At 45.4% G+C, this 20,040-nt stretch carries 23 protein-coding genes and 1 riboswitch; of the genes, 17 read left to right on the top strand and 6 right to left on the bottom strand.

The annotated features are described in order from the left end of the window. The first annotated feature begins 3 nt into the window (after nucleotides 1-3). Genes J7529_RS05700 through J7529_RS05685 form a run of 4 tightly spaced genes read left to right on the top strand, consistent with a single transcriptional unit; the run spans nucleotide 4 to nucleotide 2,677 of the window. Nucleotides 4-741, top strand: coding sequence for an energy-coupling factor ABC transporter permease (locus J7529_RS05700; protein WP_318728190.1), 738 nt, complete (start codon nucleotides 4-6; stop codon nucleotides 739-741). After that, nucleotides 738-1,055 (top strand): energy-coupling factor ABC transporter substrate-binding protein, encoded by a 318-nt coding sequence (locus J7529_RS05695; RefSeq protein WP_318728189.1) that lies wholly within the window; start codon nucleotides 738-740, stop codon nucleotides 1,053-1,055. The genes J7529_RS05700 and J7529_RS05695 overlap by 4 nt, the downstream gene beginning before the upstream one ends. After that, a complete protein-coding gene (gene cbiQ / locus J7529_RS05690) occupies nucleotides 1,039-1,839 on the top strand; it encodes a cobalt ECF transporter T component CbiQ (RefSeq protein WP_318728188.1) in 801 nt (266 codons plus the stop codon). The genes J7529_RS05695 and cbiQ overlap by 17 nt, the downstream gene beginning before the upstream one ends. Beyond that, nucleotides 1,832-2,677, top strand: coding sequence for an ABC transporter ATP-binding protein (locus J7529_RS05685; RefSeq protein WP_318728187.1), 846 nt, complete (start codon nucleotides 1,832-1,834; stop codon nucleotides 2,675-2,677). Before cbiQ ends, J7529_RS05685 begins: the two co-directional genes overlap by 8 nt. Before the next feature lie 124 nt (nucleotides 2,678-2,801). On the opposite strand, the gene J7529_RS05680 is transcribed toward J7529_RS05685, so the two are convergent. Both J7529_RS05680 and J7529_RS05675 read right to left on the bottom strand, forming a co-directional pair. Beyond that, nucleotides 2,802-3,011: a hypothetical protein gene (locus J7529_RS05680; protein WP_318728186.1), complete on the bottom strand. Its 210-nt coding sequence runs from the start codon at nucleotides 3,009-3,011 to the stop codon at nucleotides 2,802-2,804. Nucleotides 3,012-3,089: 78 nt separating this feature from the next. Continuing rightward, nucleotides 3,090-3,827, bottom strand: a complete 738-nt coding sequence (locus J7529_RS05675; protein ID WP_318728185.1) for a GUN4 domain-containing protein — start codon at nucleotides 3,825-3,827, stop codon at nucleotides 3,090-3,092. A 130-nt stretch (nucleotides 3,828-3,957) separates the two neighbouring features. Continuing rightward, a riboswitch (cobalamin riboswitch) is annotated at nucleotides 3,958-4,107 on the top strand. A 24-nt stretch (nucleotides 4,108-4,131) separates the two neighbouring features. Here J7529_RS05675 and cobW point away from each other — a divergent pair. After that, complete coding sequence (gene cobW / locus J7529_RS05670; RefSeq protein ID WP_318728184.1) at nucleotides 4,132-5,172, top strand: cobalamin biosynthesis protein CobW; 1,041 nt, start codon at nucleotides 4,132-4,134, stop codon at nucleotides 5,170-5,172. Nucleotides 5,173-5,219: 47 nt separating this feature from the next. Here the strand turns inward: cobW and J7529_RS05665 are convergent, their stop codons facing one another. Beyond that, nucleotides 5,220-5,927: a hypothetical protein gene (locus J7529_RS05665; protein WP_318728183.1), complete on the bottom strand. Its 708-nt coding sequence runs from the start codon at nucleotides 5,925-5,927 to the stop codon at nucleotides 5,220-5,222. Between the two features lie 314 nt (nucleotides 5,928-6,241). On the opposite strand from J7529_RS05665, the gene J7529_RS05660 reads away from it, so the two are divergent. Next, nucleotides 6,242-6,604: a response regulator gene (locus J7529_RS05660; protein WP_318728182.1), complete on the top strand. Its 363-nt coding sequence runs from the start codon at nucleotides 6,242-6,244 to the stop codon at nucleotides 6,602-6,604. 168 nt (nucleotides 6,605-6,772) lie between these two features. Continuing rightward, nucleotides 6,773-7,828, top strand: coding sequence for a putative bifunctional diguanylate cyclase/phosphodiesterase (locus tag J7529_RS05655; protein WP_318728181.1), 1,056 nt, complete (start codon nucleotides 6,773-6,775; stop codon nucleotides 7,826-7,828). Between the two features lie 23 nt (nucleotides 7,829-7,851). Here the strand turns inward: J7529_RS05655 and ruvB are convergent, their stop codons facing one another. Next, entirely contained in the window at nucleotides 7,852-8,961 is a 1,110-nt protein-coding gene (gene ruvB / locus J7529_RS05650) for a Holliday junction branch migration DNA helicase RuvB (RefSeq protein WP_318728180.1), read from the bottom strand. Nucleotides 8,962-9,075: 114 nt separating this feature from the next. Here ruvB and J7529_RS05645 point away from each other — a divergent pair, with 114 nt between their 5' ends. Continuing rightward, complete coding sequence (locus J7529_RS05645; protein WP_318728179.1) at nucleotides 9,076-9,612, top strand: hypothetical protein; 537 nt, start codon at nucleotides 9,076-9,078, stop codon at nucleotides 9,610-9,612. Between the two features lie 17 nt (nucleotides 9,613-9,629). Here J7529_RS05645 and J7529_RS05640 read toward each other — a convergent pair whose 3' ends face one another. Then, nucleotides 9,630-9,998 carry a hypothetical protein gene (locus tag J7529_RS05640; protein WP_318728178.1) on the bottom strand — a complete coding sequence of 123 codons (369 nt, stop codon included), beginning with the start codon at nucleotides 9,996-9,998 and terminating at the stop codon, nucleotides 9,630-9,632. A gap of 206 nt (nucleotides 9,999-10,204) precedes the next feature. On the opposite strand from J7529_RS05640, the gene nuoH reads away from it, so the two are divergent. From nuoH to J7529_RS05615, 5 genes are all read left to right on the top strand, one after another. Next, nucleotides 10,205-11,323, top strand: coding sequence for an NADH-quinone oxidoreductase subunit NuoH (gene nuoH / locus J7529_RS05635; RefSeq protein WP_271936109.1), 1,119 nt, complete (start codon nucleotides 10,205-10,207; stop codon nucleotides 11,321-11,323). Nucleotides 11,324-11,370: 47 nt separating this feature from the next. Continuing rightward, a complete protein-coding gene (gene ndhI, locus J7529_RS05630; protein WP_318728201.1) occupies nucleotides 11,371-11,964 on the top strand; it encodes an NAD(P)H-quinone oxidoreductase subunit I in 594 nt (197 codons plus the stop codon). A gap of 5 nt (nucleotides 11,965-11,969) precedes the next feature. After that, complete coding sequence (locus J7529_RS05625) at nucleotides 11,970-12,581, top strand: NADH-quinone oxidoreductase subunit J (RefSeq protein ID WP_271936108.1); 612 nt, start codon at nucleotides 11,970-11,972, stop codon at nucleotides 12,579-12,581. Between the two features lie 44 nt (nucleotides 12,582-12,625). Next, nucleotides 12,626-12,937 (top strand): NADH-quinone oxidoreductase subunit NuoK, encoded by a 312-nt coding sequence (nuoK, locus tag J7529_RS05620; RefSeq protein WP_271936106.1) that lies wholly within the window; start codon nucleotides 12,626-12,628, stop codon nucleotides 12,935-12,937. A gap of 525 nt (nucleotides 12,938-13,462) precedes the next feature. Beyond that, nucleotides 13,463-14,212 carry a GDSL-type esterase/lipase family protein gene (locus J7529_RS05615; RefSeq protein ID WP_413038817.1) on the top strand — a complete coding sequence of 250 codons (750 nt, stop codon included), beginning with the start codon at nucleotides 13,463-13,465 and terminating at the stop codon, nucleotides 14,210-14,212. A gap of 13 nt (nucleotides 14,213-14,225) precedes the next feature. Here J7529_RS05615 and amt read toward each other — a convergent pair whose 3' ends face one another. Then, nucleotides 14,226-16,727 (bottom strand): ammonium transporter, encoded by a 2,502-nt coding sequence (gene amt / locus J7529_RS05610; RefSeq protein ID WP_318728176.1) that lies wholly within the window; start codon nucleotides 16,725-16,727, stop codon nucleotides 14,226-14,228. 188 nt (nucleotides 16,728-16,915) lie between these two features. Here amt and J7529_RS05605 point away from each other — a divergent pair, with 188 nt between their 5' ends. From J7529_RS05605 to J7529_RS05590, 4 genes are all read left to right on the top strand, one after another. Continuing rightward, complete coding sequence (locus tag J7529_RS05605) at nucleotides 16,916-17,581, top strand: ThiF family adenylyltransferase (RefSeq protein WP_318728175.1); 666 nt, start codon at nucleotides 16,916-16,918, stop codon at nucleotides 17,579-17,581. An 84-nt stretch (nucleotides 17,582-17,665) separates the two neighbouring features. Next, nucleotides 17,666-18,079, top strand: a complete 414-nt coding sequence (locus tag J7529_RS05600; protein ID WP_318728174.1) for a hypothetical protein — start codon at nucleotides 17,666-17,668, stop codon at nucleotides 18,077-18,079. Continuing rightward, nucleotides 18,076-19,029, top strand: coding sequence for a DNA polymerase III subunit delta' (locus J7529_RS05595; protein ID WP_318728173.1), 954 nt, complete (start codon nucleotides 18,076-18,078; stop codon nucleotides 19,027-19,029). The genes J7529_RS05600 and J7529_RS05595 overlap by 4 nt, the downstream gene beginning before the upstream one ends. A 182-nt stretch (nucleotides 19,030-19,211) precedes the next feature. After that, on the top strand, nucleotides 19,212-19,916 hold the full coding sequence (locus J7529_RS05590) for a hypothetical protein (RefSeq protein ID WP_318728172.1): 705 nt from the start codon (nucleotides 19,212-19,214) through the stop codon (nucleotides 19,914-19,916). Nucleotides 19,917-20,040: the final 124 nt, after the last annotated feature.

The following is a 20,040-nucleotide window of genomic DNA, read 5'->3' as shown; positions in this document are numbered from 1 at the left end:
CTGATGGCTGGTTTTCTCGCCTTCAGTTTTACCCTCGTATTATCACTCTTCCCCGCACCTGCCCAAGCGATGCATATTATGGAAGGATTTCTGCCTCTACCTTGGGTCATTTTTTGGTGGGTTGTTTTTCTGCCCTTCTTTGGCTTAGGACTCTATCGCATTAACCAAACCGTACAAAAAAATCCCGAACTGAAACTCCTCCTCGCCTTATCTGGAGCCTTTGCTTTTGTACTTTCAGCGCTCAAAATTCCCTCAGTGACAGGTAGTTCCTCCCATCCCACAGGAACGGGTTTAGGAGCGGTATTATTTGGCCCGTCAACCATGACCGTTTTGGGAACTTTGGTACTCTTATTTCAAGCTGTACTTTTAGCCCATGGAGGCATCACCACATTAGGTGCCAATGCCGTTTCTATGGCTGTGATTGGGCCATTTGTCGCTTTTGGTATTTATCGCTTGGTCATGTCGATCAGTCAACGGCAAACCCTAGCCGTTTTTCTGGCAGCGGGGTTGGGAAACTTAGCGACTTATGTGGTCACTTCCTTACAATTAGCCTTGGCGTTTCCCGTGGAAAATGGAGGCATTTGGGTCGCTTTTCTGAAGTTTGCGGGCATTTTCGCCGTGACTCAAATCCCCCTAGCAATTATTGAAGGACTCTTAACTGTCATGGTTTGGAATAGCTTACTATCCTATTCTCAACCGGAATTAAAACTTTTGAATTTAATGAAATCTGAACAGGTATGAAAATACAGCAAAATCAATGGCCAAACGGTCTGTTATTATTGGTAATTATCGGGATAACTGTCTTTCCCTTAATGACGATTAAGGATAGTGAATTTGGGGGAGCCGATGGCCAAGCTGAGGAAGTCATTACAGAAGTCAATCCCCAATATGAACCCTGGTTTGAACCCATGTTAGAACCGCCCGGTGGCGAAACAGAGAGTTTGCTATTTGCTCTGCAAGCGGCTCTTGGTGCAGGAATTATCGGATACGGAATCGGATGGTATCGGGGACGTTCTCAGTCGCATCCTTCTGGGGAAAATGACGCTACCGACTGATACTTGGGCGTATCAAAATGGTTTAAATCGGTTACCTCCAAGTCAAAAACTGGGGTTTTCTTTGCTCATGTTGGGGTTCGCTTTGGTGAGTCAACCTCTGACGCAAATTGCCCTCAGTTTATGGATGGCCGTTTGGACAATTGGATACGCTAAAATCCCGATGAAGTTTTATCTGAAATTACTTCTGGGTAGCTCTACGTTTGTGTTGATGAGTTCCTTGGCATTTCTAATTGATGTGCAGACGGTAGAGAGTGGTCATTTAGAGGTGCCTGGACTCCTGATTGGTTGGTCAACCGGATCTCTGTATTGGTCAATTTCGCAAACGGTCTTGGATTTGTTTATGCGGCTGATTTTACGGGCAGTGGCTTGTCTCTGCTGTTTCTTTTTCTTGATGCTCACGGTTCCAATGGTGGAGATAGTTCAAGTATTACGTCAGTGGCGTTTTCCAGAACTGTTGCTAGAGTTAATTTTACTGATGTATCGGCTGATTTGGGTGTTGCAAAAGACCGTTTCTGACCTGCGACTGGGACAAAAAGCGCGGGGAGGATATGGCAATTTTGCCCAAAGTTTGCGCAGTGTGAGTTTGTTGATTCGGCAATTGTTACATCGAACCTTAACGGATTATCATCGCTTTTCTTTAGGGGCGATCGCACGGGGATTTGAGCATAAATTTACAGTTTTGTCAATGAAACAGTATGAGCGATCGCCCCGTTACGAATGGGAAGCCCTCCTCGGATTTGTCCTCTTGCTGTCTCTAGAACTGTCAGGAATAGCACATGGATAACTCTAATTTGCTCGAACTCAGGAACGTGAGCTATTACTATTCAGGACAGGCTCATGGAGTATTTGATCAACTGAGCCTTAAGATTCAACCCCATCAGAGAACTGTGATTTTAGGGCACAATGGCTCCGGAAAATCTACCTTGTTTTTACTGATGACAGGATTATATCCCGTAGACCGAGGAACGATTTTCTGGCAGGGAAACCCCCTAGATTATCAGCGCCAAACCTTGAAACAATGGCGGCAAAATGTAGGATTAGCCTTTCAAAATCCAGAACATCAACTCGTCGCAGGAACGGTAGCAGAAGACCTTTCCTATGGACTGTGTAACTTAAAGTTATCCAAGCCTGAAATTCGCTACCGAGTGGAACAGGCGATCGCCGATTTCCAACTCACCGAAATTGCCCACACTCCCCTCCACCACCTCAGTTTAGGACAAAAGCGCCGGGTTGCCCTAGCTGGAGTGATGGTCTTACAACCTAAACTGCTGTTACTCGACGAACCCACTGCTTATTTAGACCCGCAACAACTGCAAACCTTACTCCAAGAGTTACACAAAATCGAACAAAAGGGAACAGCGATCGCGATCGCCACCCATAACCTAGATTTCGCCTATCAATGGGCAGACTGGTTTATCATTCTCAACCAAGGGCAACTCATTCTAGAAGGAGATGCAGAAACCGTTTTTTCTCAACAGAAATTGCTCACTGAAATCGGTTTAGGTGTCCCCACCCTCTGGGAAGCATGGCACAGTTTACCCGTTTCTTTCCGTCCTCAAGTTCGGGAAATTCCGCGCACGTTGGAGGATTGGAAAAGCATTTTTAGTTCCCACAATCTATAGCATTTTTAAATGAGTATTCAGAATCTGTAGGGGCGAACGGCCGTTCGCCCCTACATGCCGAATCGCGGTTTAATGAAACCCCTACAAGATAAGCACCCTATGGGGCTAGAAACTCGGTTTCTAATCAGGTTTGTAAGTATTCTAGAAGTTGTTCGCGAGACCATTGACCGAGTTTTAGCAATGCGTTGGCAAACTTCCCTGTGGGAAGGGCGATCATTTTTGGCTTGATGGCTAAGAGTTCTTCATCAATTTCGGTAAATTTGTCCTTTAAAAAGGCATCGATGAGAGTTTCTCGCTCTTCTTCTAGTTCCCTGGCAACTTCTTCTTTGTACAAGTCAGAAGATCTAATCCGTTCTTTTTCGGCAAACTGTCTCGTTTGTATTTCAAGGTCTGGAATGGCTGGAAATTGAGACTATTCTTCACGAAAGAGAAAAATTTTATAGTTAGATGCTGCTACTCCTCGTAGATAAGGTAAATGTCCTTTTACTGCTTTTTCAGGATCAAAGATCAATTCATGAGACCCAATCCAACGCCGATCTTTATACCAACCTACAATATGTCCCAGATCTTGAAAGACTACATCTCTAGATTCCAGGTTACCGCCCACTTGCTTATAAAATTGACTTTGAAGACTAAAGCCAAATTTGCCATGACTATATTTGAGCCAAAGACGCTCAATAATCTGTAGATCTTCAGAAGAAATAGTTTTCCAGTCATCTTGAGGGATGGAACCCAAAGACCTCTTTTGTGCCACCTTAACCAAATGTAGGCATGTTTCTTCGTGTGCTTCTTCCCAGCGTCCATTCCTGAACAGAAAATCTAACCGTAGATAATCTTGTCCAGAAGAAGATTGTAAGGGGATGTCATCTGAGGGTGCATCGAGTTGAGTTTCTGACTGTAAGGGTTGAGTGTCAGCAGGGGGAGCGGGTTTCGCCGGTATCGTATTGGATAAACCAGATGCTTTCATCTGGGCAAGCTGCGCTTTTAGATCTTCCTGTTCTGTCGTTAACCGATCCACCTGTTCCGAAAGTTGGATCAAACGCACCTCAAAACGAGTCTCTACCTCTTCCATAGTCTTCTCCAAGGGGATGTAGGATTGAGTTAGGGATGACCGGATGTTACCGTGACGATCGCGATCGACCCCATCCATGAGTATATCAGGATTAGAGCAATATTAAGCACTGGCTCGTGGTGAGGGCGGGTTTACACAATTGATGTATTTGTATCCTAGATTTTGGTATAACCCGCCCCTACGGGGAATGAATGGGGTTGAAATTATGGTATAATCAACGATTTCTGATGGGGAGCAGCCATCAGAGGTAACGGGGAAAGCTTGGTGCAAATCCAACACTGTCCCGCAACTGTAAGGAGATGGAAAACATCTACATCATCTCTAAGTCAGAATGCCCGCCAAAGTGAGTCTGTTTAATCACCATTCTGCGAGGCACAGAATCATGCATAAAATTCCCGTAACCATTATCACTGGATTCCTGGGGGCAGGGAAAACGACCCTGATTCGCAATTTACTCCAAAATCAGGAAGGGCGCAAAATCGCCGTTTTAGTCAATGAATTTGGTGAAGTTGGCATTGATGGGGACTTGTTGCGCTCCTGTCAAGTGTGCGATGAAGAAGAAGACCCCAATAATAATATTGTGGAACTCACCAATGGCTGTCTGTGTTGCACGGTGCAAGAAGAATTTTATCCCACCATGCAAAAGCTATTGGAGCGACGAGATCAACTCGATTCGATTGTAATTGAAACTTCTGGACTGGCACTACCTAAACCTCTGATTCAAGCGTTTCGCTGGCCGGAAATTCGCAATGGGGCAACTGTAGATGGGGTGGTGACGGTGGTGGATACCCATGCTTTAGCCACGGGAACTTTAGTGGGAGATTTAGACGCACTGGAGGAGCAGAGAAAAGCCGATCCAAATTTGGATCATGAAACTCCGATTGAGGAATTATTTGAAGATCAATTAGCTTGTGCGGATTTGATTTTATTGACGAAAACGGATTTAGTCAATGAACCTGGCTTAGAACAAGTACAAAACTGGTTACAACAGGAAGTTTCGCCTGCTGTGAAACAAGTGAGTTGTCATCAAGGTCAAATTGATTCTCAAGTCTTATTAGGCTTTAATGCTGCTGTTGAGGATAATCTAGACTCTCGTCCCAGTCACCATGACCATGAAGAAGAGCATGAGCATGACGATCATATTAATTCAGTTGAGGTCGTGTGCGATCGCACCTTCGACCCCAAGCAACTCACCCAAACCCTACAACAATTTGTCCAAAACCACGAAGTTTACCGGATTAAAGGCTTTGTCCAAGTCCCCAATAAACCCATGCGCTTAGTTCTCCAAGGCGTTGGAAACCGCTTTGATACCTTCTACGACCGCCCCTGGAATACCGATGAACCCCGACAAACCCGCCTCGTCTTCATTGGTCGAGATCTAGAGCGACAACCCATTGAAAGCCTACTCGATAGCCTGAACTAACCGCAATACTTAGTATTCCCAGGGAAGCAAATTCCGGGTCATGATTCTCAGGATTGTTCCGTAGCCACTTCAGACGCAGACGATTCGGAAGCAACGGACTCAGAATCAGACTCTTGAGAAGCTGGCTTCGGTTTCAATGGATAAGGCTTCCCACTGGGTTTACCCTTCCCTTTTGGTTTTCTATCTTTTAATCGATCTTTGATCTTTCTGGCTTCGAGGACAACCAATGTCTTGCCCTCACGCCCCAACATAAAATCCCAAAACTCCCCTAAAGTATTTTTCGGTTCGCTCGGTAATATCCCCTGAAACGTTAACTTAAATGGCTTTTCTAGCTTAGAGCTGGGATCTTTCCGATTGGGATTAATACGAACTGCAATTTTGCCCCCATAATTAAAAATAATCTGTCCCCGTACTGAAAAGACATCACCACTGAGGTTCTCTGGGATGGGATTCAGGGCATTGCGAAGAATAAAATGATAGCCCGCTTCGCGATCGGGTTTAGTCCAACAGCGAAACCAATGGAACTGCTCCAAATTATCATCTTTTTCCAGCCACTTAAAGAAATAGCCCCAACGGATGGAAGCGGGGAAGAACTGATTATCCTCAGTAACAATTAATCCTTTGAGCTGGAAGCCATTCTCATCAGGTTGAGGGATATATCGTCCCCAAATTAAACCGGTACTCCGATATTGGATATCCGACTCTGGAGGACAAATAAGGTTACTAATGTTACTCTTATCTTGACTATTGGACAAGGTTCTTTTCAGGAAGTAAGGTGGACGACTCCCTCCAAAATCCAGAGGGGAATAGGGAGGGACAATGGAAGGCCCACTGGAAAGCTGAGGATTATTTTCCCCAAAAGTGAACCTGCTCCATTGTACCTTGTGAAGGCAACTACAAGGGCCATGCTCTAACCCCTTTGAAGGTCTACGAAACTGGGAGTCGTTAGCTATTGCCTTATTTATCACTTACAGTGTAGGGTGAGAATTAGTTATTAAATTTAATTAAATCTATATATCCTAGCTCTGATCGGGGCGTTCTTCCTCAAATGGCAAGCAAACATATATTAATGATCGATGATGAAATGGACATTCGAGAAATTGCTCGGATTAGCCTAGAAAAGTTGAGAGGTTGGCGGGTAACGGGTACAGCATCTGGATATGAAGGGGTAGAGTTGGCCCAAAAACACCAACCCGATGTCATTCTATTGGATGTGATGATGCCTGAGATTGACGGTAAAGAAACTCTAAAGCTCTTAAAAGCAAATCCTAAAACTAAGCATATTCCCGTGATTTGGTTGACTGCTCAAGTTCAAATGACTCGTCGTGAAGCCGCTGCATCCGGAGGTGTTGGGGTATTGATCAAGCCTTTTGATCCACTGGAATTACCGAATCAAATCGAGGAAGCTCTAAATTTCCAAACAGAGGAATGATTCAGATTAGTGCGTTTATCACTGAGTCTAATTTAAGTAAAATTGATTGCAATTTGGGGCTTCGCAAGGCTCGAAGGATTGCTGATTCTTTCACAAGAATTTCATATTTCCTCTCTAAGGTAAAGGTGATCATGACTAAACGACTAACTCATTGGGGCGATCGCGATTATGGATAAAGAACATCTTCAATCCACTCCCCCGGATTTCCACCCTGAACTCTCGATGGATGAAGCAATTATGCTCCTGAGTCACGAACTTCGCACACCTCTAACCTCCATTCGAGGTGTGGTTCGGCTGATGCAAAGTGGCCATGTTACCCCAGAATCAGCAGAAGGCAAGTATATGTTGTCCATGGCCATTAAAAATATTGGTCGGTTGGAGCGCTTGGCTCAAACCATTGAACAGCAACCCACCCTTCCCCTAACCCTGTTTAAGAAAGAAGATCTAGAAAAAATTCAATTAGAACTCGATCTCAAGCAAGCAATTGATAAACAAGAGTTAAGCCTCGTTTATCAGCCAATTGTCTCTTTATCTCCTAGAAAAGTAATGGCCTTTGAGGCCTTAATTCGTTGGCATCATGGAGGGAAAGGTTTGATTTCACCCGCTACGTTTATTCCAGTGGCTGAAGAAACGGGTCTGATTCATGATATTGGCCAGTGGGTGATTCGTCAATCTTGCAGTCAGCTTAAGAGATGGAAGCATAAACTGCCCTCAGATTATTCATTACTCATGAATTTGAATTTGTCTCCTCTCCAGTTGCTTCATCCTCAGTTTTCAGAACAGTTAAAATCCTTAATTCAAGAGTTACACATTAGTCCCCATGAAATTCGTTTAGAAATCACGGAAACCATGTTAATGGAAAATCTGGAGGTGGCGACCAATACCATTCAAGAATTGAGGGATTTTGGATTTGAGTTTGATATTGATGATTTTGGTACCGGTTATTCTTCTTTGAGTCGCCTCAAAAATTTGGCGGTAAATGGTCTAAAAATAGACCGATTTTTCCTTAAAGAGAAACAGTGGAATTTAATTAAAGCGATCTTACTCATTGCCTCTGACGTAGGCTTGGATGTCATCGCTGAAGGAGTAGAGACAGAAGAAGATTTTGAAAAACTCAAAGAATTAGGATGTCAGTATTTTCAAGGCTATTTCTTTTCTAAACCGGTTGATGAAAACTTAGCGATCGCCTGGATGGAAAATCAACTCTCTTGTCCCATTGGCTAGTGCCCACTACTAGAGCAAAGTGCTTAATACGGTTCATCCGGATGAGTATATCCCAAGTGCTTCCAAGCCGCAGGTAAGGCGATTCTACCGCGAGAGGTGCGCTGCAAAAAACCTATTTGCAGGAGATAAGGTTCATACACTTCTTCAATGGTTTGGGCATCTTCTCCTGTCGCAGCAGCTAGAGTTTCCAAACCTACGGGCCCCCCGCTAAAATTCTCAATCATGGCACTTAAAATCAGTCGATCTGTCCAATCTAAACCGCAAGGATCGACATCATAGAGTTCCATGGCTTCAGCCGCTATTTCTTCAGAAATTGTACCCAGTTGTTTGACTTGGGTATAGTCCCGGACTCTGCGTAAAAGACGGTTGGCAATGCGGGGAGTGCCGCGCGATCGCCGTGCGATTTCCGTCGCTCCTTCGGGCGTGATTTCTGTGCTTAAAACTTTAGCCGCCCGTTCAACAATTATACTTAATTCATCTAACTCATAAAAGCGCAATCTTTGCAGTAATCCAAAGCGATCGCGCAACGGAGAGGTTAACGCCCCCACTCGCGTGGTTGCCCCTACCAGAGTAAACGGTTTCAGGGGAATGCTGCGTGTTTTCGCCGTTTTCCCTTTACCAACGGTAACATCTAAGCGAAAATCCTCCATCGCTGGATATAGTAATTCTTCCGCTACCCTAGAAAGACGGTGAATTTCATCCAAAAACAGGATATCTCCAGCTTGCAAACTCACCAATAAGCCGACAATATCGCGGGGACGCTCTAAAGCTGGGGCAGCACTAATTTTGCAGGTTACGCCCATCTCGGCTGCTAAAATTAAGGACATCGTGGTTTTGCCCAATCCTGGCGGACCATAGAGTAATAAATGATCCAGCGGTTCTTTTCTCGCTTTCGCTGCTTGAATCGCAATTTCCAATACACTTTTCAGGTCTTTTTGTCCCACATAATCGGCTAATCGGTGGGGACGTAACTTTTCTTCCTGTTTGTCCGTTTCCTCTAAGTTCGCTTCAGGTTGTAATAGGGATTCATCAATCTCCGGTTCTTGGCGCTGGGATTGGTAGTTTTTGCGACCTGAACGCATTCGCCGTTTTTTGGGATCGGGAGAGGATTGGTAGGAAGACTCAATGGCCATAATTGGGGAGTAAATGCGAAAAGACAACAGGCAAGTGACAAACGGCAGAGTAAAATAACAATATTTAGAATTTCCGATACCGAAAGGTCAACGATCGCGATTAAACTTGAGATTATGTCTTATCCCTCCTTAACTGTGCCAGAAAATGTCAGCTTTGAACAGGCGATCGCCGTCACTCAAACGTTTCTTGACCTCCTGGAAAAGGAAGAATTAAGCGAAGATGTCATTCAAACTACTGTCCATGAGTTAGTGAAGACGGAAAACGGAGCCAGAGGATTTTTTGTCACCTATCTAACCGACAAGCGATCGGTGAGCGATCGGCCCACTTCTGGCGTAATTGAAGGATTACAGACCTCTCCAGAAATCGTCAGTGAATTGCTGGTCAAAAATGTAGCGATGTCTACTGCCATGGCGATTACCCATACACGCAATCAAAACCTGGAGATGGCAGGCAATTCCCAACAAGTCAAAGAGCGTACGACCCATCTGATCGATCAACTCCAACTTCCCGAAGTTAAAACCAGAGCCAAACAGCTCTGTGAAAGTGCCCAAACTGGAACAGGAGAGTATCAAAGTTTTCTGGAGCGCTGGGGATATGATGTGGAGCAAAAAAAAGCGATTCAAGATGCTCTAGGTGACTTTAGTTTGTAATCAGTTAGGTGCGATTTTCAGTCATCCGTAGCATCATCTTCTCGCTCCTGTTGATTGAGTAGGATATCCAAGATACGACGATTCTCCGTTTGCAATCCGCGAATCTCTTCTTGTCGTCGATCCATTCTCTCCAAGAGTTGATCCATTCTTTGAGATAACTGTTGCCGTTCCTCCCCTGCTTCTACTACAGCATTGGCTAGAGCTTGAATCACACGAGCATTACTTTCGATCAGGTGATTGTGGTTCTTAGCCATTTCAAATAACTGTTGCCGCTCTTCCCTCCCTTCTGCTGAGACCTGGGTTAAAGCTGCCATCATACGACTATTGCTTTCGATCAGATCGGCTAAACGGTCTAACCGCTCATCATCCCAGCGCTCTGTACTCATGAATGTGTCTCCTTCAATCTACTACCTTTTAGTTTAAAAGAGTTGAAGAGGCGATCGCCCCATGCCATTCCCCCATGGGACTATTTATGGTCAAATAGGAAGCATGTTGATGGGTCTAATTAGCAGATCAGACCCAAAAAAACCTCAATAAACTCTAAAATCCATAAAGGAAGTAATCCTTCCTTTCACTGGAATCGCGAGGAAAGATGAATTTAGGAATTGACTTACAAAGAAGTTTTATCGAATTACTGACTAACTTCGGTCTCCCCCAGGGAGCAGCAAAAGCCCTGTGGATTCCCCTACCGATGTTAGTGGTTCTGGTGGGTGCAACGGTGGGTGTATTAGTCACCACCTGGTTAGAAAGAAAGGTATCGGCTGCCGTACAACAGCGTATTGGGCCCGAATATATGGGTCCGTTTGGGGTCTTAGTCCCAGTTGCTGATGGCCTGAAACTGCTGTTGAAACAGGATATTATTCCCGATAAGGCCGATCCAATTTTGTTTACCCTGGGGCCAGCGCTGGTGGTGATCCCGGTCTTTTTGTCCTTTCTAATTGTGCCTTTTGGAGAAAACTTAATGATCTCCAATGTGGGAATTGGGATATTTTTGTGGATTGCCCTTTCCAGTGTTGCCCCCATTGGCTTGTTAATGTCAGGGTATGCCTCCAATAACAAGTATTCCCTGTTGGGAGGATTACGGGCAGCCGCGCAATCGATTAGCTATGAGATTCCCTTAGCCTTTTGTGTACTGGCGATCGTCATGATGTCCAATAGCCTCAGTACCATTGATATTGTGGATCAACAATCGGGTTATGGGATTCTCGGCTGGAATGTCTGGCGGCAACCGGTCGGATTTATCATTTTTTGGATCGCTGCTTTAGCGGAATGCGAACGCCTACCCTTCGATTTACCGGAAGCAGAAGAAGAATTAGTGGCTGGATATCAAACAGAATACGCAGGCATGAAATTTGCCCTGTTTTACCTGGGTTCTTATGTAAACTTAGTACTTTCTGGTCTTCTGGTTGCTGTTCTATACTTAGGGGGATGGGAGTTTATTATTCCTATTGAGCAAGTCGCCCAGTGGTTGGGAATACCCGAAACGACTGCCTGGTTACAAGTGCTGATGGCGAGTTTAGGGATCGCGATGGTGATCTTCAAAACCTATTTACTGGTCTTCATTGCTGTTCTGTGTCGGTGGACTTTGCCCCGTGTACGGATTGACCAACTCTTAGATTTAGGATGGAAATTCCTCCTACCGGTTTCTTTGGTCAATCTTCTATTGACAGCAGCCTTAAAGTTAGTCTTTCCCTTTGCCTTTGGCGGATAGTTGAGAGTGACCTGTTTTGTGTCGTTACGAGTGGTTAATCCATCATGTTGAAGTTCTTAAAACAAGTCGGTGATTACGCGAAAGGGACGGTAGAAGCAGCGAAATATATTGGTCAAGGCCTCTCGGTGACATTTGATCATATGCAACGTCGTCCCATTACCGTGCAATATCCCTATGAAAAACTGATTCCTTCGGAACGGTATCGGGGACGGATTCACTTTGAGTTTGATAAGTGTATTTCCTGTGAAGTTTGCGTTCGGGTTTGTCCCATTAATCTTCCGGTGGTCGATTGGGAGATGAATAAGGAGTCGAAGAAAAAACAACTCAAGCACTATAGTATCGATTTTGGAGTTTGTATTTTCTGCGCCAATTGCATTGAATATTGTCCGACGAATTGTTTATCTGCGACGGAAGAGTATGAGTTGGCGGCCTACGATCGCCACGAGTTGAACTATGATAATGTGGCGATGGGCCGCATTCCTTATAAAGTCACCAATGACCCCATGGTTCAACCGATGCGTGAATTTGCTTATCTGCCCAAGGGAGTCATTGACCCTCATACCGTATCCCATAGGTCACGAGGGGCGGGACTGCGGCCAGAGGAAATTCTGGAAAAATCGGAAACACCAAACAAGGATTAAAGAACGTGAATTTAGCTGAAGGGGTTCAATTGGTCTCATTTGGGCTGTTGGCGATTATGGCGATCGCCGCAGCCCTCGGCGTAGTCCTACTGAAGAATATTGTCCACTCTGCCTTTTTGTTGGCTGGGGTGTTGATCAGTATGGCTGGGCTGTATCTGTTACTCAATGCGGGGTTTGTGGCAGCCGCTCAAACCTTGATCTATGTGGGCGCAATTAATGTCCTCATCCTGTTTGCCATTATGTTGGTGAATAAACAGGAAGACTATCAACCCCTGGTTCGGGGGTGGATTCGCAAGGGTGCAACGGCTGCCGTGTGTGGGGGGTTGTTTGCCCTATTGGGTATGATGGTTCTGCAAACGCCCTGGCAACTCTCCACAGAGGCGATCGCCGGGGATAGCGCAACAGTGCTGATCGGTTTGCATTTCTTTAGTGATTTTCTCCTGCCATTTGAGTTGGCTTCTGTCCTCTTATTGATGGCTTTAGTGGGGGCAATTATTCTCGCCCGTCGGGAAGAAATTCCTGACCAACGTCCCCAGGGTAGAGAGATTTCCGATATTTTACAATTGCCGGAACGACCTAGAGAATTGGTCTCATCGAGTAAAGAAACGGAATCTTAAAGGCGAACAGAGCTAGTTCATTGATTGGGAGAAGTGGAAACACAATGGTTTTACAACTTGAATATTTTTTGCTCATTGCAGCCGCCCTATTTTGTATCGGTATTTATGGCTTGATTACGAGCCGAAATGCGGTACGAGTGCTAATGTCGATTGAGTTATTGCTCAACGCAGTTAACTTAAATTTGATGGCGTTTTCTAATTTCTTAGATCCCCAAGGCATTCGCGGCCAAGTGTTTACGGTATTTGTGATTACCGTAGCCGCAGCCGAAGCAGCAGTAGGCTTGGCGATCGTGCTATCGATTTACCGTAACCGCAATACGGTCGATATGGAGCAGTTTAACTTACTCAAATGGTAAGGGTGATGTTGGGGTTGGTTAACCCAACCCCAATAGCACCTGGCAATGGTAACAAGTAATAGGCGATAGCCAGATTTACTTCATTATTAATAATTAATTAACCGGAACTCAGGTTAAGCAGAAGGTAGTAAAGCTTATTCCAAGTGAACTCTAGGCTCCTGGGTTTAAGGGCAATAGGCAATCAACCCAAAAATCAGGTTAACAAAACTGACAATATTTAATACGAAAGGCGATCGCTGTTTAATCAGATCCACACATAAGAGGGCATCAAAGGTCAGGGCTGCCAGATAATTGGATTAAATGATTGAGGCGATCGCCTTGGATGACTTTGTTAATTTTCTGTTACGGTGTACAACTATATTGAGGCGAACACACCGGTCAGCCGGTGAGTGACTCATGATGATATAGCAGTGGAAGGATAGGTAAGGCATTTTCTATGGCCTTTTGCCTCAAACCATACCCGACTATCCTAACCAACTCATTCACTGCCATACGGCTGTACACCTTAGTTTGAGTATTCTCTCTATGCACTATTGTCCTACTGCATCAGTTTCCCCGGGTTCAACTCAGAACAATTCTAAGGGTTCTGCACTCAAAATTATTGCCTTTGGAGATAGTCTGGTGTACGGGTTTGGAGATCTCGAAGGTGGGGGTTGGGTAGAACGCCTGCGCCGCTCGTGGATGGCTCCAGAGACTGCGGGCCATGTGGTTTATAATTTGGGTGTAAGAGGCGATCGCACCCCACAAGTCGTCCAACGGTTAGAATGCGAGTTTTGTCGTCGGGGAGAGTTGCGTAATCGACTTCCCGATCTGTTAATCTTATCCGTAGGATTGAATGATTCCGCTTGTGTGTCTCGTCCCCACGGACGCAACTATACAGATTTTAATAAGTTTCAAGCAGAATTAAGTTACTTATTGGATCAATCCAAAGAACTCTGTCCCGTCCTCTACGTGGGCATGATTCCGGTTGATGAATCCAAAATGCCCTTTTTAGACTGTTTGTACTATAACCACGAACAACAATATCGCTACAAGGAGGCTACGCGCCAAGCTTGCGAACAGCACCAAATTCCCTATTTAGATTTGTTCGATCTCTGGACGCAACATTCCCTCAATTGGCAACAAGAGCGGCTTGGCCCCGATGGACTGCATCCGAATGTGTTAGGATACCAGACTATTTTCCAACAAATTTGTCAGTGGGAACCCATTCAGAGATTAGATCGGGGGACTATTGAGTCTCAAGGGTCTCAGCAATTACTCCAATGTAGCGCTTAGAGACTATTAATAATTATTTACGCTTAAATATCACCAATGTAATATCATCGTACATGGTGTGGGAACCGATATAAGAGCGAACATCCGCAATCAGGCGATCGCGAATCTCTTCGGTTGAGTAATGCCACACCTGAGTAATGCGATCGCACAACCGATCTAAACCATAACGTTTACCATCACTATTTTCCGCTTCCGTAATTCCATCTGTATACAAAACACCGCCATCCCCTGGACTTAGATCTACCACAATTGAGTCAAAAAACTCAGAGACATCCTCTTGTAATCCTAACGGAATTCCCAAATCAATTGTATCAATGCGCTCTATCCTTCCATCTGCACGCACAATTAACAGCTCCTCATGTTGACCACTCAACCTAAGCTGTCCCTGAGTATAATCCAACATACTTAACGTTAAACTTTTTTCCGATTTCATTCGTTGTACATTATGATAAATCGTGCGATTTAGAATATCCAAAAAGCGCTCCGGATCGGTTTCTTCTGCTTCCAACAACGTCCGGACTGCCGTTTGCACCATAATTGACAATACCCCACTTTCCAACCCATGACCCGTCACATCACCAATAGCAATTTTTACCCCTAAATCGTGAAGCAATACATCATAATAATCCCCACCCACCTCAAACGCTGGTTCCATAAATACAGCAAAGGTCAATTCCGGAATAGCGGTCAACTCTTCCACTTTTGGCAACAAAATTTTTTGCAACTTCCGAGTCACATCTAACTCAGAACTCATGCGTAAATTTTCCTCTTTAAGCTGCTGATTGAGTTCCAAAATTTCCGCATTAGCTTTAGCGAGATCGGCTTGGGTTTTCTTCCGTCGAGTAATATCTCTAAATGTTCCCACATAAAACGTGCGATGCTCGCCTAAATTCGCCTTTGTTAAGGTTGCTTCTATTGGAAATTCTTCCCCATTCGATCGCAATCCAATCGCTTCATGCCTTCCCGGTTTGATCAGTTCTCGAATCACCGTTAACCGGTCCGCTAGGGGATCGCTTGGAATCGAAATCAATCGATCAATAGATACTCCCATTAACTCCGCCAGAGGATAACCAAAAATCTTTTCTGCACTGGGATTCGCTTTGCTAATTTCTAAATTATCTAGAGTAAACGTTAAAATCCCATCACTGGCCGTATTAAACACCGCCTGAGTTTTACTCACTGCTTCCTCTAGAGCCGCCATCACTTGATTGTAACGATGGGCAATTTGTCCCACTTCTGTAAAAGGTTCTACCGGTACGCGCAGAGCTAAATCCTGAGTATTAGCTTGCTCTTGCATCACTTGAAAGAGATCGTGGATTTCCGTTTGTGCCTGATGCTCAGAAATATTCAAACCAATCTTTTCTTCCGCTAAAGAAACCCGTAAAGCAATCAACTGGTTTAGGCTCCATAAAATTGCATAGGTTAGAGAAAAAGCCCACACTCCAGCAACGATAATTCCTAACAGTTGTACCCCAAATTGTTCTCGAACCGTTAACCCCGTTCCCAGAATCTGGGGATCGCCAAACCAAGCAACGGCTAAGGTTCCCCAAATACCGGCTCCTCCATGGACTGCAATAGCATCAACGGCATCATCAATTTTAAGATCTTCCAACATTTGAGCGACAATCATCATAATCCCCGCTCCTATGATGCCAATTATGACAGCTTCTAATGTTGTGACGGCATGACAAGAAGCGGTTACGGCAACTAAACCAGCCAAAGAGCCATTCATTAAGGCTTCAACCTGGGGAATTTTGCGCCGATACCAACTAATGGCTGCACCGGTTAGCATTCCTGACGATCCGGCCATCATGGTATTAACCATAATTCCGGGGACTTGGTCATTGAGGCTTAACGTACTGCCCCCATTAAAGCCTAACCATCCGAACCATAACAGTAGAGTTCCTAGGACAGCAAGTTGCATATTAGATCCATGGATTTTACGGGGGTGGCCCGAATATCGAAATCGTCCGGAACGGGGCCCAACCACGGATAGTGTAGCTAAAGAAACCCACGCCCCAATACTATGAACAACCGTTGAGCCAGCAAAATCGACAAACCCCAGATTCTGTAGCCAACCGGAGGTATTTTCTACGTTCAGACCATTCCAGGCCCAACAACCGAAAATGGGATAAATGAGGCCAGAAACGAGACCGGCAACCACGAGATAGGAGATAAATTTCATCCGTTCTGCGACTGCACCTGAGACGATGGTGGTGGAGGTGCTGCAAAACATGGTTTGGAAGAGGAAAAAAGTGGCGACTGAGGGGGTACTAATATTAATAAAAAAATTACTGATGCCCAGCCATCCACTGGGATTTTCCCCAAACATCAGGGCATATCCGATCGCCCAAAATAGGGTAACAGAGATGCCAAAATCGGCTATATTTTTAACGGCAACGTTGATGCTGTTTTTGGAACGAGTCAGGCCAGATTCTAAACACATGAATCCGGGTTGCATGAGAAAGACTAGCCCCGAACAGACGAGAACCCAAAGAATATCAGTCACATTCATAAAGCAGGGGGATCGGCGATCGCCCCAAGGTAACCAGCTCTCAAGGGAATGATCTTTAAATTTAGTGCGGAAAACACTCCAAACACCCAGACGCGGAGAATGGGAGAAGTCCCTCTCTTACGGGAGAAGGCTTGATCTCCAACATTATACAATGGAGGTTACCGATCGCAGGTCTGGCAGGCATCACTATGTCTATGTTTTTTCATGAAGAATTACACCGCACAGCCCCTATTATGGCCAAGCTCAAGAGTTTTCCGATCGCCATTTGTGGTGCCGGTGCCTTGGGGGGAAATCTGACGGAAAATTTGGCCAGAACTGGACTGACTCAGATTAAGGTGATTGATGACGATCGCATTGAGGAGCGTAATCTCTCAACCCAACCCTATTATCAATCGGATGTGGGCGCTTATAAAGTTAAAATCCTCACCAATACTCTCTATCGAGCGTTAGGGATAAGTTTACAAGGAATTAATCAATGCTTAACCGACGACACCGTTCATAAATTGCTCAAAGGGTCCTCTTTGGTGATTGATACGTTTGATAATAGTCCCAGTCGCCAAAGCGTCAAAGATTATTGCACAACGCACCAAATTCCCTGCTTACATATTGGATTAGCCACTGACTATGCGGAAATCATTTGGAACGATCTCTATCGCGTCCCTTCACCGGCTAATGATGATGTTTGTGACTATCCCTTAGCCCGTAATTTGGTCTTGCTCGCAGTAGCTGTAGCGTCCGAAGTTATCTTAACGTTTATTCGCGATCGCCAGCAGGACAACTATACGATTACATTTGCCGATTTTGCCATTACTCCCCTGCCCATTTCCGATGACCGGAAACAAGTGAATCGATAAAATCATCTGATCGCATAACCCTAAAGTCGTAGACGATAAGAGTAGGGCGCTGCCCTCATTCTTTCTTCATTCGAGGATTAACCTATGAATAGACCATCTGTAGCGATCCTATCTATCCTAGCCGGGGCGATCTCCTCCCTGACTTCCCTAAGCAGTCTAGCCCAAACTACCCAGAAAACCATCAGTCCTGGGTTTCAACCCATGGAACTCACGGGTACATCTGGTGGACCCACTGCGGGTGATTGCGGCAATTTAGCGGCTGCGCCCAATGTGAGACTGACTGTCACGGCCGATACTTCCATTCATTTCCGCCTGCAAAGTTCCGGTAACCCCACCCTCAAAATTGACGGCCCCCAAGACTTTGACCTCTGTGTGCCGGCCCATGATGGCTCAACCGTCGAAATTCCGGGTCAATGGCCTCCAGGGGAATACCAAATATTTGTTGGCGATCTCGAGGGCGGATCTCATGGATATACCCTGAAAATTTCTGAGCAATGAGCATTAAATTTGAAGAAGTGATGGGCCAACCCCAAGCAGTGAGGTTGCTCAGTCAGGCGATTGACAAAAATCGTATTGCCCCCGCCTATTTGTTTGTCGGACCTGATGGCATTGGTAAGCGCTTGAGCGCTCGTTATTTTGTCGAGTATCTAGCCAGTCGAGAAGATACTCCAGAACACCTAGCACGGATGAGAAAACGTATGGAACAGGGGAACCATCCTGACCTGTTATGGGTGGAACCCACATATCAACATCAAGGACAATTACTGTCGATAACTCAGGCAAAAGCTGAAGGGGTGAAACGGAAAGCACCGCCCCGGATTCGGATTGAACAAGTGCGAGAAATTAGTCAATTTCTCAGTCGTCCCCCTTTGGAGTCCCCCCGGTCTTTAGTGGCGATCGATCGGGCAGATTTGATGGCGGAAGGGGCGGCTAATGGGTTATTGAAGACCTTGGAGGAACCGGGTCAAGCGACGATTATTGCGATCTCCTCTTCTGAGGCTGCCCTGTTGCCCACGATTGTTTCTCGCTGTACCCGAATTCCTTTTTATCGTTTGAGTCCAGAGACATTGGCGCAGGTTTTGCGATCGCGCGGTTATGGGGAAATTATCGATCAGCCAACCGTGATGGCCTTAGCTCAGGGCAGTCCTGGGGAAGCGATCGCCGCTTTTGAGCAGTTACAAGCTTGTCCACCAGAACTCTTACAGTCTCTACAAAATCTTCCCCCCACTCCTCGAGAGCGATTAACCTTAGCCAAAACCATTCCTCAAACCTTAGATACCCCCACCCAACTGTGGCTGATTGGCTATCTGCAACAGTTCTATTGGCAAAATCACCAGTCTTCCCAAACGCTACAACCGTTAGAAAAAGCCAGTCGTGCCCTTCTGAGCTATGTCCAACCCCGATTAGTTTGGGAGGTCACCTTATTGGCGATGGGGAGTGGGCAGTAATAAATAAGGCGTATTTAAATTCTGTAATTTCTCTGATAACAAATTAAATTCACCCAATAAGAGGATGTTTTCTCGCGATCCCTTATGGGAAGATTAACCCTGTCGTGCTTCAAGTCAGGGTTTAGATGCGCCGATTATCCGGGTTCAATGTATTCAAAAAATATGTTAAACAACAGAGATTAATGATTCTCTGTTGGGTGCAAATTTTGGCAACTTTAGGATTAATTGGAGGCTTATTTTCCCCCACAGGAGCACCGACAGTTGACGGCGATCGGGCCCGCAAGCGGCAGTTGCCTGGATTTACGGTATCAGCCAAATTAGTTAATCTCTCTACAGAACATCTGTTTGCAACTCCCAACTCCGTAGGGGCGATCGCCATTGGAGTGGCTGAAGGAACCCGTACCCCTAACGGAGGATATACCGATCTCTACTTTGGCCATACCGATCCGGGAAACTCCAAACATAACCTAGGAACCTTCGCCTATCAACATGGTGCAGACAGCCCCGAAGAAGCAGACTTCAAACAACTGCGACGACTTAAACCGTCCATCCTCCAACTCCAAGAAGAAGCTCAAAGCATTGGCATTCACCTGGGCACCTTTGAATTGTTAGCTGGAGTGGATTTAATCAATCAATCTCCCCTAGCTGGAAAAGACTATATTCAACACCTCAAAACCTGTCACCAACTGGAAGAAGACCTAAAAAAAGCCATACTCTGTGCCCGCGTGCGCTCTTTCGTCAATCCCACCACCCGAGAACTAGAAGCCGATGGACTGGGTTCCTATCGCAGTACCGTCCGAAAAGATCAAAAGCGGCGCTTAGATGGGATAGAAAGGGTACTCAACTCAAAGAATAGGTTTGGGCACACATCAATCACTCATCAGTAACATCAGTACAATTTCCCTGAGATTGACTGTAGCTACAGATGATTCTCAGGCTCATTATTTACAATAGAGAGAATCCCCTGCCAACAATCGGTTGACAGGCGATACTAGGGTCAGGGTTCATCCG

The sequence above is a fragment of the Roseofilum sp. Guam genome (assembly GCF_017746735.1).
In the GTDB taxonomy this organism is placed as follows: Bacteria; Cyanobacteriota; Cyanobacteriia; order Cyanobacteriales; family Desertifilaceae; genus Roseofilum; species Roseofilum reptotaenium.
Note: the sequence above shows the minus strand (reverse complement) of the source record. Positions and strands in the feature narration are given on the sequence as shown.